The 13,920-nt window shown below is 63.8% G+C and carries 13 protein-coding genes; 4 read left to right on the top strand and 9 right to left on the bottom strand.

Features of this window, described 5'->3' with window-relative positions:
• Positions 1-53 precede the first annotated feature (53 nt).
• Positions 54-1,034 carry a hypothetical protein gene (locus Q0K00_RS05770; protein WP_297228017.1) on the top strand — a complete coding sequence of 327 codons (981 nt, stop codon included), beginning with the start codon at positions 54-56 and terminating at the stop codon, positions 1,032-1,034.
• 178 nt (positions 1,035-1,212) lie between these two features.
• Here Q0K00_RS05770 and Q0K00_RS05765 read toward each other — a convergent pair whose 3' ends face one another.
• Positions 1,213-1,656, bottom strand: a complete 444-nt coding sequence (locus tag Q0K00_RS05765) for a MarR family transcriptional regulator (protein ID WP_297228016.1) — start codon at positions 1,654-1,656, stop codon at positions 1,213-1,215.
• 413 nt (positions 1,657-2,069) lie between these two features.
• On the opposite strand from Q0K00_RS05765, the gene Q0K00_RS05760 reads away from it, so the two are divergent.
• Positions 2,070-3,287 carry an MFS transporter gene (locus tag Q0K00_RS05760; protein ID WP_297228015.1) on the top strand — a complete coding sequence of 406 codons (1,218 nt, stop codon included), beginning with the start codon at positions 2,070-2,072 and terminating at the stop codon, positions 3,285-3,287.
• 82 nt (positions 3,288-3,369) lie between these two features.
• Positions 3,370-4,218 (top strand): class I SAM-dependent methyltransferase, encoded by an 849-nt coding sequence (locus Q0K00_RS05755; protein ID WP_297228014.1) that lies wholly within the window; start codon positions 3,370-3,372, stop codon positions 4,216-4,218.
• Here the strand turns inward: Q0K00_RS05755 and Q0K00_RS05750 are convergent.
• The 8 genes from Q0K00_RS05750 to Q0K00_RS05715 form a co-directional block, all read right to left on the bottom strand.
• Entirely contained in the window at positions 4,213-5,334 is a 1,122-nt protein-coding gene (locus Q0K00_RS05750; RefSeq protein ID WP_297228013.1) for a hypothetical protein, read from the bottom strand. The two genes, Q0K00_RS05755 and Q0K00_RS05750, sit on opposite strands and share 6 nt — an antisense overlap.
• On the bottom strand, positions 5,327-6,748 hold the full coding sequence (locus tag Q0K00_RS05745; protein WP_297228012.1) for a radical SAM protein: 1,422 nt from the start codon (positions 6,746-6,748) through the stop codon (positions 5,327-5,329). The genes Q0K00_RS05750 and Q0K00_RS05745 overlap by 8 nt, the downstream gene beginning before the upstream one ends.
• Positions 6,745-8,094, bottom strand: a complete 1,350-nt coding sequence (locus Q0K00_RS05740; RefSeq protein WP_297228011.1) for a cobalamin-dependent protein — start codon at positions 8,092-8,094, stop codon at positions 6,745-6,747. The genes Q0K00_RS05745 and Q0K00_RS05740 overlap by 4 nt, the downstream gene beginning before the upstream one ends.
• 117 nt (positions 8,095-8,211) lie before the next feature.
• The gene (locus Q0K00_RS05735) at positions 8,212-9,759 is read right to left on the bottom strand and encodes a GH3 auxin-responsive promoter family protein (protein ID WP_297228010.1); all 1,548 of its coding nucleotides are present in this window, start codon (positions 9,757-9,759) and stop codon (positions 8,212-8,214) included.
• Positions 9,756-10,469, bottom strand: coding sequence for a hypothetical protein (locus Q0K00_RS05730; RefSeq protein ID WP_297228009.1), 714 nt, complete (start codon positions 10,467-10,469; stop codon positions 9,756-9,758). Before Q0K00_RS05730 ends, Q0K00_RS05735 begins: the two co-directional genes overlap by 4 nt.
• A gap of 46 nt (positions 10,470-10,515) precedes the next feature.
• Positions 10,516-11,229: a septal ring lytic transglycosylase RlpA family protein gene (locus tag Q0K00_RS05725; protein WP_297228008.1), complete on the bottom strand. Its 714-nt coding sequence runs from the start codon at positions 11,227-11,229 to the stop codon at positions 10,516-10,518.
• On the bottom strand, positions 11,226-12,068 hold the full coding sequence (locus Q0K00_RS05720) for a hypothetical protein (RefSeq protein ID WP_297228007.1): 843 nt from the start codon (positions 12,066-12,068) through the stop codon (positions 11,226-11,228). The genes Q0K00_RS05725 and Q0K00_RS05720 overlap by 4 nt, the downstream gene beginning before the upstream one ends.
• Complete coding sequence (locus tag Q0K00_RS05715; RefSeq protein WP_297228006.1) at positions 12,065-12,334, bottom strand: hypothetical protein; 270 nt, start codon at positions 12,332-12,334, stop codon at positions 12,065-12,067. Before Q0K00_RS05715 ends, Q0K00_RS05720 begins: the two co-directional genes overlap by 4 nt.
• A 405-nt stretch (positions 12,335-12,739) precedes the next feature.
• Between Q0K00_RS05715 and dsrA the strand changes: the two genes are divergently transcribed.
• Positions 12,740-13,920 (top strand): dissimilatory-type sulfite reductase subunit alpha (gene dsrA / locus Q0K00_RS05710; protein WP_297228005.1); only part of this gene is annotated, 1,181 nt, incomplete at its 3' end.

Here is a 13,920-nt window from a genome sequence, read left to right as displayed (position 1 = left end):
CGTAACCGCTCTATCTGACAAGGATATGACGGGCCACAAGCACGGGGAGCCACATGTCTGCGGAACGACACAGCGACAAAAGAGCAGAAGAATTTCTTGCGGAATACAGACGAAAAACCTGCACTCCGGCAGACCTGCCCGATGCTGTCCGGCGGCAGCTTTTCTGGATCATCAAGCGCCACACATCCTACACGGCCTGGGCACGCGCCTTTGCCGCCTTTGACGCGCTCATCGACAAAATGGAGAGCCTGCTCCCCGAGCTGGCCGACAAACCGTTGGGCACCTACGGCGTAGGGCTGCCCCCCCGTACCGAACCTTTCACCGTCTGGCCCGGCTGGGAATACAAGCTCACATGGCGCGGCGAATACCGCGCCGCCCTGACCCGCCTGCGCAAGGGAGACAAGGCGGCGCTCGGCACTGCACCGCCGAAACCCGTTCTCGGCTGGCAGGATTGGCCCTGCGAGGCTCTGCTCTGCTTTTTCCGGGGGGTGCACCCCAGGGATGGCTACTCCCGTGAACTCGATCCCGTCATCCCGGAAAAAGCCGCGCTGACCAGACTGGCCTGGCAGGCATACTCGCTGACCTGTGAAAATATAGAGTTGACGACAGTACGAAACAAGCGCGTAGAGATCAGACAAGGATACTCCCCCGAATCCCGTACCTTGATGGCTGTACTGCCGCAAAGATCCGATGCAGCCGACTTCTCGTTCAGGTGGGAAGGCATCGACATGCTGAGCCGCTACCCCATCCCTGCGGACCTGCCGCCCGTGCCCGCCCCCGTCATCCTGCCCGAACGGAAAACGCCGCTGACCGTGAACAGCGATGAGATGGTAACAGTGCCCGGCATCTACCTATCCACTCCCCACGAAGTCATACAGTATCTGCATGTCGAAGCGCCCGCCCCCTTCCTCGACCAGGGCTACATGCAGGAGCGCTACCAGCCCTGCACCTGGACACTCATCTGGCGGGATGACCGCTACGAGAACGGCGCGGACATCCCGGAGGAGGAAGCCCTCTACTTCCCCGAGGACTGAAGCCCCCGCCGGCCATCGACGGGAACGACAGGGGAAAGGCTCCGCCCGGCAGCCCCGTACACGAGGCTGGCCGCGCGCGGCCGCCCGCCCGGCCCGGATCAGACGGAAAGACCGTGTTTTTCCACGAAGCGACAGGCCGTATGGCTTGGAACAGGAAGCGTTTCAAGCGAAAAACGCTCTACGCGGAGGAGCCGTCGTCTTCCGCGCTGTGCGCCTGCGCCGCTGCCACCACCTTCTTGAGCAGCTCCCGCAGGGTACGGCGTTCTTCCTCGCTCAGCGGCTCCGTCACCGACATATCCCAGCCTGAGATGATCTCCATGATCCGCGGATAGGCCGCCTCGGCGCGCGGCGTGGGGAAAATGGCCGTCGTCCGCCTGTCCTGCGGGTGAGGCTCCCGCCGGATATAGCCTTGACGCTCCAGATGGGCCAGCGCCCGCGTCACGTTGCTTTTGTTGAGATGCACCAGCTCCGGCAGCTTGTCCTGTGTGAGTCCAGGCTGACGGCAGATATACACGAGAAAAAGATATTGGCTGCCGCTCAGGCCGTACTCCGCAAGCCGCCGGTTCAGGTAGAGCTGATACCACCTGTGCGCCAGCCCGATCCATTTGTACGTCAGTTCCACACATGCTCCCAAACATCTGTCCGCCGCAGGCGGCGTCCACGGAAAAAGGCTCCCCACCCTTGAGTGGCGTCCGGCAACGGGCGGCTTGAGCATTTTGCCTTTGAAAAAATGCGAGGCGGCGACACAGCGCCGCCCGACCCAAAGTGAGCGGAAAAACCACGTTTTTTCCGCGAAACGACAGGCCGTATGGTTTGGAACGCGAAGCGTTTCAAACTGAAAATACGCTTAGGACGCCGACAGATCGTGAAGGCACGGACTTCTCCGGAGACATGTCTGCCGACGCAAGCCCGCACGCGCCCATCCGGAGGCGTCGTCCCCTCCGCCGTGTTGTTCCTGTCATAAAGGATAGCTTGACACTCTGAGGAAGACAACGTAATCGTTGCACGCGCAACAATCTATTTCGAGGAAACGCCATGCCCGCACAACGCCGCCCGCAGATCCGCAAGGACACTGACCAGACACAGCGGGGCCTCCAGGCCCTGCGCTCCATCTTCAGCCGCAATTTCACTGTGGTCTCGCTCATCAATCTGCTGCTGATGACGGCATATTACCTCATGTTCGTCACCAGTACCGGCTATGCCCGCACGACCTACGGGGCGAGCCTGAGCACAGCGGGGCTCACGGCGGGCATCATGGTCATCGGCTGCCTTGTCGGGCGCTTCGCCACCGGCAACTTGCTCTCCCTGCTGGGCTGCCGCACCATCCTGCTGGCTGGCCTGCTCTTCTACTCGGCCAGCATCGCCGCCTTCTTCTGGGTCCCCAGTCTTGCACTGCTCTTTGTCCAGCGCCTCTGCATGGGCATCGGCGTGGGCATCATCGGCACGGCCACAGGCACCATCGTGGCCTACGTCGTCCCGCACGAGCATCACGGGCTCGGCATCAGCCTGTTCAGCATGAGCACGGCGCTCGCGCTGGCGCTGGGCCCCTTCCTGGGCATCCAGATCGTCGCCCGTACCAGCTATGCCGTCCTTGCCCAGACCTGTCTGGGCATCGGCCTTGCCTGCATCGCCATCTTTTTCATCATGGGCCGCCTGCCGGAGATGCGCCACCGCCGCCGTCCCTTTCTTGATCTGTACAGTTACATCGACCCGCGCGTGGTGCGCTTCTCGCTGGTGGCGCTCATCACCTGTCTGAGCTACGGCTGCATCCAGGCCTTCATGACCTCCTACGCCGCCGAACGCGGACTGACCGCCGCCGCGAGCTTCTTCTTCCTGCTCTACGCGCTGGTCGCCCTGCTCACTCGCCCCATCTCCGGACGCCTCTTTGACCTGCGGGGAGAAAACGTCATCTTCCATCCGGCGCTGCTGCTCACAGCCCTCTCCCTGACCTTGCTGGCCCATGCGCAGCACAGCGCCGTCCTCCTGCTGAGCGGGCTGGTGCTGGGGGCGGGCTTCGGCAACTTCCAGTCCGCGGGACAAGCGGTCTCGTTGTCGCTGGTGTCGCGCTCGCGTTTCGCGCAGGCCACCACCTTTTATATCTTCTTCGATCTGGGTATCGGTCTGGGGCCGTATCTTTTCGGCTTCATGGTGCCGGTCATGGGCTATACCGGCATGTATCAGAGCCTGGCGTTCGTGGTGCTGGGCGCGCTGGCCGTCTACTATCTCCTGCACGGACGGCGGGCCGCCCTGTAGACAAGGGGAGGAAAACAGGGGAACATCATTCTTCCCCCGCACGGGGCAGGAACGAGACGACCTCCGCAAGAAAGGGAATACCGTGAACCAGCTCCCGCCTCTCCGCCATGCCGTTTCCCGTACGCTGCTTATTCCGCTGTGGTGCTGCGGTACGGCCTGCCGCATCAACCCCGATGCGACGTATGACCCGCACGCCGCACGTCTGCTTGCCGCGCTGGACAAGGATTTCCACGCGGACTTCACCGCTATCCGCGAAACCTTCAGCGAATGCGGTCAGGTCACAACGCTGGCGCGGGAGCGGCATGTTGACGAGGCCGTACGGGATTTTGTGCGTGAGCATCCGCAGGGCGTCATCGTCAATCTGGGCTGTGGTCTCGGCACGGCAGGCTACAGGAGCCCACGGGGAAATGCTCACTGGTACGATCTGGATTTGCCGGAAGTCATCCGCCTGCGGGCGTCTCTCCTGCCTCCGGCACCGGGACTGCACTGCCTGTCGGGCTCGCTGCTGGAAGACGCCTGGCAGGACGCCCTGCCCTTTTCGCCCGACCGCGGCATTCTCCTGCTGGCAACGGGCGTCTTTCAATATCTGTCGCGGGAATCCCTTCAGCCCGCCCTGAATCGTATGGCCGCACGCTTTCCCGGCGGGCGGCTCCTGTTCGACGCTGTTTCCGGCCCCGGATGCCGGGCCGCCAACCGCTATCTCCGAAAAGCCGGGTTCGGCAATGCTCCCATGCGCTTTTCCGTCAACAGCGCCCGGGAGCTGGAGCGTCTTTCTCCCCGGCTGCGGGTGCGCTTCCTTCCCTATTTTTCCCCTCTGGAGAGCGAAAACATCCGTTTCGGCACACGCCTCAGGCTTTTCCTACTGCAGGGCCTGCGCCTGGCGCGCATGGTACGCCTTGATTTTGCGCCACAGCAAACCCCCGAATCATAACAGGGCGATTTCCGGCTGTACCGGCGCACACGGAACAGGGGCGGGCTGCCCTTCCGGCCAGGCAACATGCTCTATGCAGGTGGTATAGGCCGTGTGCGGCAGGCGGGACAGCACAGGCCACAGGGAACCATGCGGCGCAAGGCCGAGCAGAAGACCGCGCAAACCATAGTGCCGCCGGGCCAGAAACAGGGCCTCGCGCAGCATGTCGCCCGCCAGGGAATGGAACTCCGGTTCCACCGCCAGAAAAGCCGCATAGCCCATTTCCAGTTCGTGCCCCGGCGCGGGCAGGCCGGGCCGCCCGCACAGCCGGGCCCACAGATTGGCGGCGGGACGCAGGACATGCAAGGGCGGCCGGTAGCCCTCCACAAGAATGCGCCGGGATGTGCGCCGGTCCCACAGCGCCAGGCAGCCCGCCACTCGATCCCCCCGCCGCAGGATATGGAAATCTTCCACCGCAAGCCCGGTTCCTTCCCGCAGGAAGGCGTCACCAAGCACCGGCGCATAGGGGACGTCACGCATCATCCGATTGTAAAAGGCGACGACTTCCGGCCACTGTGCGGCATCGGCCCGCGTCAGCAGATGCGATTCCCGGCCGAGCGCACTGGAGAGGATCAGGGTATGCAGCTCTCCCAGCGGCGTATAGCGGGGCAGGGCCCGCAGACCGGCCTCCAGCAGACGACGCGCCGGCAGATTATCCACGGCAATACTGGTGAAGTAGCGTTCCGGCCATCCCAGATGGCGCACGAAATGCGGGATGGCGGCAAAGCCATCCCGAAAGATTCCCCGCGAACCGCGGTATTCCGGCAAAACCCGCAGCAGGCCGAGGTAGACGGCTTCCTGCGCCCTGCCCGCATACTGAACGGAAAAGCGATGCAGGGCATACACGGCGACGCAGACGCCCCTTCCCGTCCGCTGACGAATGCAGACCGTCAGCTGTTCCCGGCAGAAGGGATCGTGCGCCGCCGCAGGCCCGGGAGCAAAGACCGTACGCACCCAGCCCTGCATGGACGTACGACGCAGGATATCCGCCACCTCCGCCGCCTCGTCGCGCCCGGCGGGCACGCAGCGGTATTCCCGCCCCTCATGGGGAGGCAGCGTCGAGAATCGGTCAGGCACTCGCCGCCCCCCCGCTTCCTCCCCAGTCCGGGTGTGTCGCCACGCGGAACTCCTCGCGCTCGCCGTTGACGCAGAGCAGCGGCGCTGTTCGCCCTTCCTGCCCCAGCGGAAAGTCCGTCCGCCTGCCCACCTCGAAACGCTGCAAGAGATTGACGGGCAGGAAATTGCGGCCCAGATAGCCGCCTCCGCAGTTCCAGCGATTACATCGCGCAAGGATATGCCGCAGAGAATAGAAACGGCGGCGCAGGTCCTGGCATTTTTCGGTCAGTTCGCGGGCGCTCATGTGCAGGGGGGCAAAGGGAACCATGCCGAAACGGTAGGACGGGTCCAGCCACCAGGAGGACGAGAACAACCGTCCTTCCTGTTCCAGCCGGGCATGGAGCGGCGTGCCCGGAAAGGGGATAAGATGGTTGAAGGCGGCCACATAGAACTCCTGCCGCATGGCAAAGTCGAAAACCTCCTCGAAAACCTGCGGCTTGTCGCTGTCATAGCCGAAGACAAAGGTGGCGTATACGGCAATGCGGTAGCGGCGCAGATTGTCCAGCGCCACCTCATAGCCGCCGCGCATGTTGTTGAAGGTCTTGCCCATGCGCCGCAGCGTCTCCACCTCCAGACTCTCGAAGCCCACCAGCACCCCGACGCAGCCCGCCCGGTGCAGCAAGTCCAGCAGCTCTTCGTCGTGGGCCGCATGAATGCTCATCTGGGTCACCCAGCGGCAACGCAGGGGGATCATGGCGCGCAACAGTTCCTTCGTTGCGGCCGGATCAGCTGTAAAATTGTCGTCCACAAAAAACTTCAGGGCGCGGGGCGGCAGGGAACGCAGTTCGGACAGAACCGTCTCCAGAGGACGCCGCCGACGTCGCTTCCCGTAAAAGGCATGAATGGCGCAGAAATCGCATACGTTGCCGCAGCCGCGGGCCGCTTCCAGCAGCCGGACGGACAGATACCGCCTGCCGCGGTACAGGTCACGATCCGCCAGTACGGCGGGCAGTTCGCCCGTGGGGGACGTTCCGTCATAGCGGGGGCGCAGCGTGCGATGCCGGATATCATCGAGCAATTCCTCGAAAACGCCCTCGGCTTCGCCCACAACGACGGCTTCCGCATGGCGCCCCACCTCATCGGGCATGAGTGTGGCATGAAAGCCGCCGGCAATGACCGGCACGCCCCGCTCCCGGAACGCCGAGGCGATTTCGTAGCTGCGGCGTGCGGTATAGGTTTCCACAGGAAGAAGAACGGCATCCGCCGGCATGTCGAAGTCGATATCTTCCAGTCTGTCGTCAAAAAAACACTTTTCCACATCCGACGGGCAAAGCCCCGCCAGCGTCGCCAGCGAAAGGGGTTCCATGAGCCAGCCTCTGGGATAGCCGCCGTCGCGGCGATGCCCTACCGCCGGCTGTACAAAGATCAATCTCATTTGACGTCCTTTCCCGCTGCGGCCTCCCGGGGCAGGGGAGCATCACAGGTGTAGAATCTGTGCAGATGATTGGCGTAATAGCGATAGCCCAGGTTGGCGGCCAGGCTGAAAAAGGAGAAGTTGCGCGAGTTGCGCAACCGCCGCGCCATGCCCCCCAGGGCATAGGTACGCTTCCAGGCGAATTCATGCCCCTGTTCCAGTTCCTTCACGCTCATGTGCTTCGGCTGAAAAACCACATGCTGCGCGTCGTACAGCTCCCAGTTGCGGGTCAGAATGCGGCCTTCCGCTTCCAGACGCTGATACAGGGGCGTGGAGGGGAAGGGGGTCAGCAGGGCGTAGCGGGGCAAGTCCACCCCCAGCTCAATGGCAAAATCCGCCGTCTCGCGGAAGACCGAACGGGTATCGCTGTCCGTTCCGAAGACAAAACAGCCCTGTACGGCAATGCGCAGCTCATGCAGCCGTCGAATGAACTCCCGGTAATCCACCGCGGCATTGAAACCCTTGTTGTTGTCGCGCAGGGACTCCCGGCTCAGGCTTTCCAGCCCCAGCAGCAGACCGCGGCAGCCGCTGGCCGCCATGCTTTCCATCAGTTCGTGATCCTGGGCGATGAGCACCGTGGAAAGGCCGAACCATTGTATGCCCAGCGGCCGCAGGGCCTGAAACAGTTCCAGGGCATACTCCCGGTCCGCCACCAGATTCAGATCGACAAAAAGATTGTTTCTGGCGCCCACCCGCCGAATATCTTCCACAACCCAGGAAACGGGCCGCTGATAGTGCCGTCTGCCCCAGGCCACGGGCGCCACGCAGAACTCGCAGTTGTGCACACAGGAACGCGTGGCCTCGAACACCGCTCCATAACCGTAATCCGCATCGGGCAGGAGATCACGACGGGGAAAGGGCAGTTCCTGCCGCAGGCGGAAGTCTTCGGCCTGCCGGTATTCACGTTGCAGGCGTCCCGCCTGAAAGTCCCGCAGCAGCCGCGGCCAGCTTTCCTCGGCATAGCCCACACAGATGGCGTCGGCGTGCCCGGCGGCCTCCTCGGGCAGGAGCGTCACATGCGGCCCGCCTAGCACCACGGTCACGCCCCGAGCGCGCAGCCTGTCGGCCAGGGCGTAAGCGCGCGGGGCGTTGCCGGTAATGATGGTAATGCCGACCAGATCGGCCCGCAAATCTTCCGGCACATCGGCAATGCCCTCATCATACAGACGAATGTCCGCTTTCAGCTCCGCCGGCACCAGCGAGGCCAGCACCGTCAGGGTCAGCGGCTTGTAACGGAGAGATTTTTTGAAAATGCCACCCCGACGCCGGTACAGCGGCCCTTTGGGAGATATGAGAGCGATACGCATGCCTCCTCCTTGTTTAGAGCATTTTCAGTGTGAAATGTTTATGAAGAACCGGGGACGGGAAATATCCGCCCTCCCGGTATCCCCCTGCGGAAAGGGCATTCCCGGGCCATCCGCGCGTCATATCGGCTGAAAGTCTCTGGCGGCGCACAAGGCGGGAATCTTGACGATTCCCTGCCGGGCCTTCCCTCCGGCAGCGGCCCAGGTCAGATATTGCTCCAGCGGGTCCCGCAGGGGGAGCGCCTCCACCGGCCCAAGCTGCGCCAGCCGCCGGGCATGGGCATACTGCGGGTTGCGTTCCAGTGCCGCATCCAGCCGCCGGGCCAGCAGACGCGCCTCCCGCATTCCGTATTCCCGCCCGTCCAGCAGCAGGCGGTAGGCGGGGCGTCCGTCAGGCTGGGGCTGCAACAGGGCAAACCCCCGGATACCTTCAAGGCAGGCGGCCACAAAGGCATCCACAAGCTTTTCGCCCACCATGTCGCAGCAGATGCCCTCGCGCCCCAGCAGCCGAATGACCGGCCGCTCTCCGGCATATCCCGTACACTGCACGCGATCCCCGCACTGATAGCGGTACAGCCCCCCGCTTGTGGTCAGCAGCACGCTGTAGCTTTCTCCGACCACAAGATCGCCCCCGCCACGCGACCGTCCGTCCGCGGTCAGAAATTCCAGAAAGCCGCAGCCCTCGGCCACGTGCGCGCGACCGTCAGACCCGGGAATCGAAACGACACCTTCCGTGCACAAAAGTCCCTTGGGTTGAAAAGCCGCCTGCGGCAGCAGCGCGCGCAACTGTTCGGCAAAGGGAGCGGCCCAGCCGTCGGCCCAGGCGCTGATCAGCAACGGGCCGGGCCAGAGCACGCGGGTATCCTCATGTTCCAGATACCGTGCCAGCCGCCGCGCCGCGTCCCTATTCGGCGAAAGCCGCCGCCCGGCAAGCGTGCCGCCTTCGCGCAACAGCGTATGCAGGCTGTCCCGCTCCTCGCGCAGATGCCGCAACAGCGTCAGAAAAAAGGTGGGACTCCACAGGAAAAGGAAGGACAAGTCCTCAGCGCGCACGAGATGATACAAGGTCGCCAGCCGCCAGCAGGCGGGGTCCTCCAGCGCCGTCACCCACGCCGGGACAACGGAAAGCGACACGATGGGGCCGACGGCCTCCGCCCCGAGATAGGCGCCGTCGGCAACACCCACGGGAATGCCGCCGCGCGTGGCGCAGGGGCGGCGCATGGCCGGACTGACGCACCAGTATGCCCGCCCGGCCGGAGCGTACTGCCGGATCACGGAGGCCAGCCAGGGCAGCATGGCCTGCCGGAAATCGTCCAGGCTCTCACGGCTGTAGGGAACAAGTTTGGCGGGCTGCGCCGCGGCATCGCCGTGCAGCCCCGTGCTGCCCGCGGTCAGCTCGAAGGCCGCGGCCCTGCCGGAAAAGAGCACATCCTCCTCCCCGTCCGCCATGCGCTCAATCCGCGAGGCGAGCGCCGCGTAATCGCAGGGAGGGACGGCACGCTGAAAGGCGGCCGCCGAACGCAATGCGGCAAAGCCGAAACAACGTCCTGTCTCGGTCGAGGCATTGCGCTCCAGCATGTTCAGGAGCCACTGTTCGGATGAGGGCGCGGGCGGCAGAGCGTCGGCAAGCTGCGTCAGCTTCGCCCAGCAGGCGGCGGGGGAGTTCATGTACGCTCGCCTGCAAAGAAACGCCGGGCCAGCGGTTGCAGATTGTCGGCATGCAGACGGCACAGACAGACAAGCTCATCCCCCCGCCGGTATGAAGGATTGCGCCGCAGAAAGTCCTGCACGGCAGGCTTGCGGCATTCCGCCGCGGTAGGCTCGGCAATGTCGGCGGCCAGACAGCCGTGTCCGAGAGGAAAGATCAGCAGCCCCCGCTCCGCGTCGTAACAGTCTCCGAAGCGCTGCCGGGCCAGAGCCGCGGCCAGGGGGGCCAGTTCGACGTCGCCGTTCTCCTTGCCGGGAAAATAGCTGCGGGCAAAGACATCCAGATAGCGGAAGGTGCGATGCCCCTTGACGATAAGAAACCAGTAAAGCGGCGTCTCCGGCTGTCGGCGCAGCCTTTCCCCCATGTGGGCCAGCCAGTCGGCCGCCAGACGCTGCTGCCCCCAGTGCTCGCGGCTGACCACCGTATCGCCGGAAAAGACGATCTGCCGCCGTTGCCCCTGCCAGTCAAAGAAATAATGCAGAAGTGTGCTGAAGCCGACCAGACTGCCGTCGGCATGGAGGAGCTGGACTTCGTTCTTTTCCCGCAAGTCCTTCCGGAACGTGGCGGCGTCCGTTTCCGCATAGTGACGCAAAAAGATTTCCAGCATCGCCTCGCGGGTCGCCGCATCCAGATCGTCTATCGGCACAAAGAGCGATGAGTAGACAGGCATGACGGTCCTTTCAGCATCCCTCCGATGAGCCGGACTCACCGAAATCTTACTTGTTATCGCCCCCGACCACAAAGGCATGAGGATACAGCCGCTTGAGCAATTCCTGCATCACCTTGGCCTTGGCGGTATCCGGCCACGGCCCCACCTGCACGTTCCACAGATTGTTGCTGCCGAAGATGAGCCGCCCGGCGTAGCCCGCCGCCGTCAGCTTGCTGATGAGGCCCTGAGCGTTCTCCTTGACGCCGAACGCCCCCACCTGCACATAGTAATCACCGACCATATCGCCATCCTCCTTGATCTGGGGGATGCCGCTCAGGCTCTGGATACGGACGCGCGCCGTACCGGAACCGATGACGCCCAGTCGCTGCGCGCAGGCTTTGGAAAGGTCGATGACGCGGTCGTCCACGAAGGGACCGCGGTCATTGATGCGGACGATGAGGGAGCGGCCGTTGGACAGATTGGTGACGCGGACCTTGGTGTCCAGCGGCAGGATCTTGTGGGCCGCCGTCAGGGCATACTGATTGAAACGCTCGCCGCTGGCCGTGGTCTTGCCGTGGAAGCCCGGCCCGTACCAGGAGGCCACGCCCTCTTCCACGAAGCCGTGGGCGGACTTGAGGGGATAATAGGTCTTGCCGCGCACCGTATAGGGCTTGGAACCGGGCACGCCGCCCTTGCGCCAGGAGGAGGAACCGCAGGCGCAGAGCTGACAGATGCAGACGACGGCAAGGAACAGGCCGATGCCGTGCAGGATGCGCCTCATGACGCCGCACGCTCCAGATGGCTTTCCGCCGCGTCCAGGGTATGGAGCAGGGAGATGCCTTCCTCGTCCAGCCGGTGCTGGGACTGCGCGCGCAGCAGGAGCCGCCTTGCCTCGGCGGGGCGTCCCGCATCCAGCAAATTTTCCGCCGCCAGACGGAACAGGCGGTGAGGCCGATCATCATAGAGGGCCTGCAGGAGCGCGGGATACCATTCCCCGAAGGCACGCCGGGCAAGGTCCTCCTCCACGGCAAGCCAGCGGGCCAGATGCCTGTTCCCGCCCTCTCCTTCCAGATAGCGCGTGAGCAGGAACAGACCGTGCCGCAGCACATAGAGGATGCGGTGCAGCTCGCGGGAAGAGCTTTCATGCGTCTGGGCGGCCAGCTCGCGCAGGGGATCATACAGATCGTCCGTGACGGACGGCGTGCGGGCCAGCTGCGCCAGACGACTGGAATAGTGCTGCCGCTGGAAGGCGTCCTCCCGCAGCTTGGCGCATTCATGGAAGGCGTAGCCGATGCACCAGTCGAGCAGCGCCTCCACCGGCGTCTGCACGGTCACGCCGCTGGGCGCGGCGCTGCCCGCATACTGCCAGATCAGGATGGCGTCCTCGGCCGGATGCTCCGTCATCTGACGAAAAAGGTGATGTGCCGTATCCTTGAGACGCCAGAAAACGCCCTTGCGGTTGACCTCGCCCAGCAGATCCCGCAGGGCCGCGTAGGAGACGAGCCCGTCGCGCGTGAACAGGCGGTTCTGCTCCTCGATGCCCAGATAGACCGTACAGAAATCCCGCACGAGATCGCGAACGAAATAGGCCCGGCGGGCCAGCAGCCAGCGCTCGCTCACCGGCCCTCCTCTTGCAGCAGGGCCTCGGCCACCTTGATGTCGTAAAGGCGGAGCGGGTCGGCATCGGGATTGCGCTCCTCGCGATAGAGGCGCGCCGCGCTCTCCAGGACGGCATAGGGCACCCAGCCGTGACGCTCCCACGCTTCGGGCAGGTCCTGCCGCCAGAGGCGGAAGGCCACGCTGCCGTCCGGCTCGCGCCGCACATAGACGCGCACGCCGGGATTGCCGGCCTGCGGATGATAGTAGAGGCCCAGAGAGTCCTTCATGCGTCCATCCTCTGCTTGCTAGGGGCGTTTGCGCCGCAAGGACATTGCGACAGGGCTTGTATAGCCTCAAAGACAGGAGCTTGCCAAGTGCGCCCCACGCCGGGCCGGGAAATTTTGTGAAAAAAAGTCGTACGCCGTCAGCGGTTGTGTTCCTCGAAAAAATACGTTATAGGCCGCAGAGAAAGAGTTGCCCTGAATGCCGCCCGCAAACGGCATTCCCTATTTCCCGGCACAGACCGCGAAAGGGGGAAACGCAAGAATCCCCCGGAGGCAGCTCCGGCGTGAAAAAAATGGCAATCGGCGCCTGCGGGCCTGCCGCGGCCATTTCGGAGCACAGGTTCCGCACACGCATGAAGGCACATCACGCAACGCCGTGATACACAAAAACCACGTGGAGGTATGGCAATGGCGAAACATGCAACCCCCCTGTTGGACCAGCTGGAAAGCGGCCCCTGGCCGAGCTTCGTGTCCGACATCAAACAGGAAGCGGCCAACCGCGCCGCCAATCCGAAGGGCCTCGACTATCAGATCCCGGTCGACTGCCCCGAAGATCTGCTCGGCGTCCTTGAGCTCTCCTACGAAGAAAAGGAAACCCACTGGAAGCACGGCGGCATCGTGGGCGTGTTCGGTTACGGCGGCGGCGTCATCGGCCGTTACTGCGACCAGCCCGAAAAGTTCCCCGGCGTGGCCCACTTCCACACGGTGCGTGTGGCCCAGCCCGCCGCCAAGTACTACCACAGCAAATTCCTGCGTGACCTGTGCGACATCTGGGATCTGCGCGGTTCCGGTCTGACCAACATGCACGGTTCCACCGGCGACATCGTGCTGCTCGGCACCCAGACCCCGCAGCTGGAAGAGATCTTCCACGAACTGACCCACAAGATGAACGTGGACCTCGGCGGTTCCGGCTCCAACCTGCGTACCCCCGAAGCCTGTCTCGGTCAGTCCCGCTGCGAATACGCCTGCTACAACACGCAGGACATGTGCTACCAGCTCACCATGGACTACCAGGACGAACTGCACCGTCCCGCCTTCCCCTACAAGTTCAAGTTCAAATTCGACGGCTGCCCCAACGGCTGCGTCTGCGCCATGGCCCGTTCCGACTTCGCTGTGGTGGGTACCTGGAAGGACGACATCAAGATCGACCAGGACGCCGTGAAAGCCTATGTGGGCGGCGAATTCAAGCCCAACGCCGGCGCTCACGCCGGTCGTGACTGGGGCAAGTTCGACATCCAGAAGGAAGTCATCGACCTCTGCCCCTCCAAGTGCATGAGCTGGGACGGCTCCAAGCTCTCCATCAAGACCGCCGACTGCGTGCGCTGCATGCACTGCATCAACACCATGCCCCGCGCCCTGCACATCGGCGACGAACGCGGCGCCAGCATCCTCGTGGGCGCCAAGGCCCCCGTGGTGGACGGCGCCCAGATGGGTTCGCTGCTCGTGCCCTTCATCTCCTGTGAAGCCCCCTATGACGACGTCAAGGAAGTCATCGAAAAGATTTGGGACTGGTGGATGGAAGAAGGCAAGAACCGCGAACGCGTGGGCGAAACCATGAAGCGTCTGTCCTTCCAGAAGCTGCTGGAAGT

Origin of the sequence: uncultured Desulfovibrio sp., from assembly GCF_944327235.1 — a bacterium.
In the GTDB taxonomy this organism is placed as follows: Bacteria; Desulfobacterota; Desulfovibrionia; order Desulfovibrionales; family Desulfovibrionaceae; genus Desulfovibrio.
This window is presented reverse-complemented; position numbering and strand designations above follow the sequence as displayed.

Excerpts from the sequence above, each read along its gene's own strand:
- Q0K00_RS05770 (WP_297228017.1), top strand. The coding sequence starts at position 54 with ATGTCTGCGGAACGACACAGCGACAAAAGAGCAGAAGAATTTCTTGCG.
- Q0K00_RS05760 (WP_297228015.1), top strand. The coding sequence starts at position 2,070 with ATGCCCGCACAACGCCGCCCGCAGATCCGCAAGGACACTGACCAGACA.
- Q0K00_RS05745 (WP_297228012.1), bottom strand. The coding sequence starts at position 6,748 with ATGAGATTGATCTTTGTACAGCCGGCGGTAGGGCATCGCCGCGACGGC.
- Q0K00_RS05740 (WP_297228011.1), bottom strand. The coding sequence starts at position 8,094 with ATGCGTATCGCTCTCATATCTCCCAAAGGGCCGCTGTACCGGCGTCGG.
- Q0K00_RS05735 (WP_297228010.1), bottom strand. The coding sequence starts at position 9,759 with ATGAACTCCCCCGCCGCCTGCTGGGCGAAGCTGACGCAGCTTGCCGAC.
- Q0K00_RS05730 (WP_297228009.1), bottom strand. The coding sequence starts at position 10,469 with ATGCCTGTCTACTCATCGCTCTTTGTGCCGATAGACGATCTGGATGCG.
- Q0K00_RS05725 (WP_297228008.1), bottom strand. The coding sequence starts at position 11,229 with ATGAGGCGCATCCTGCACGGCATCGGCCTGTTCCTTGCCGTCGTCTGC.
- Q0K00_RS05715 (WP_297228006.1), bottom strand. The coding sequence starts at position 12,334 with ATGAAGGACTCTCTGGGCCTCTACTATCATCCGCAGGCCGGCAATCCC.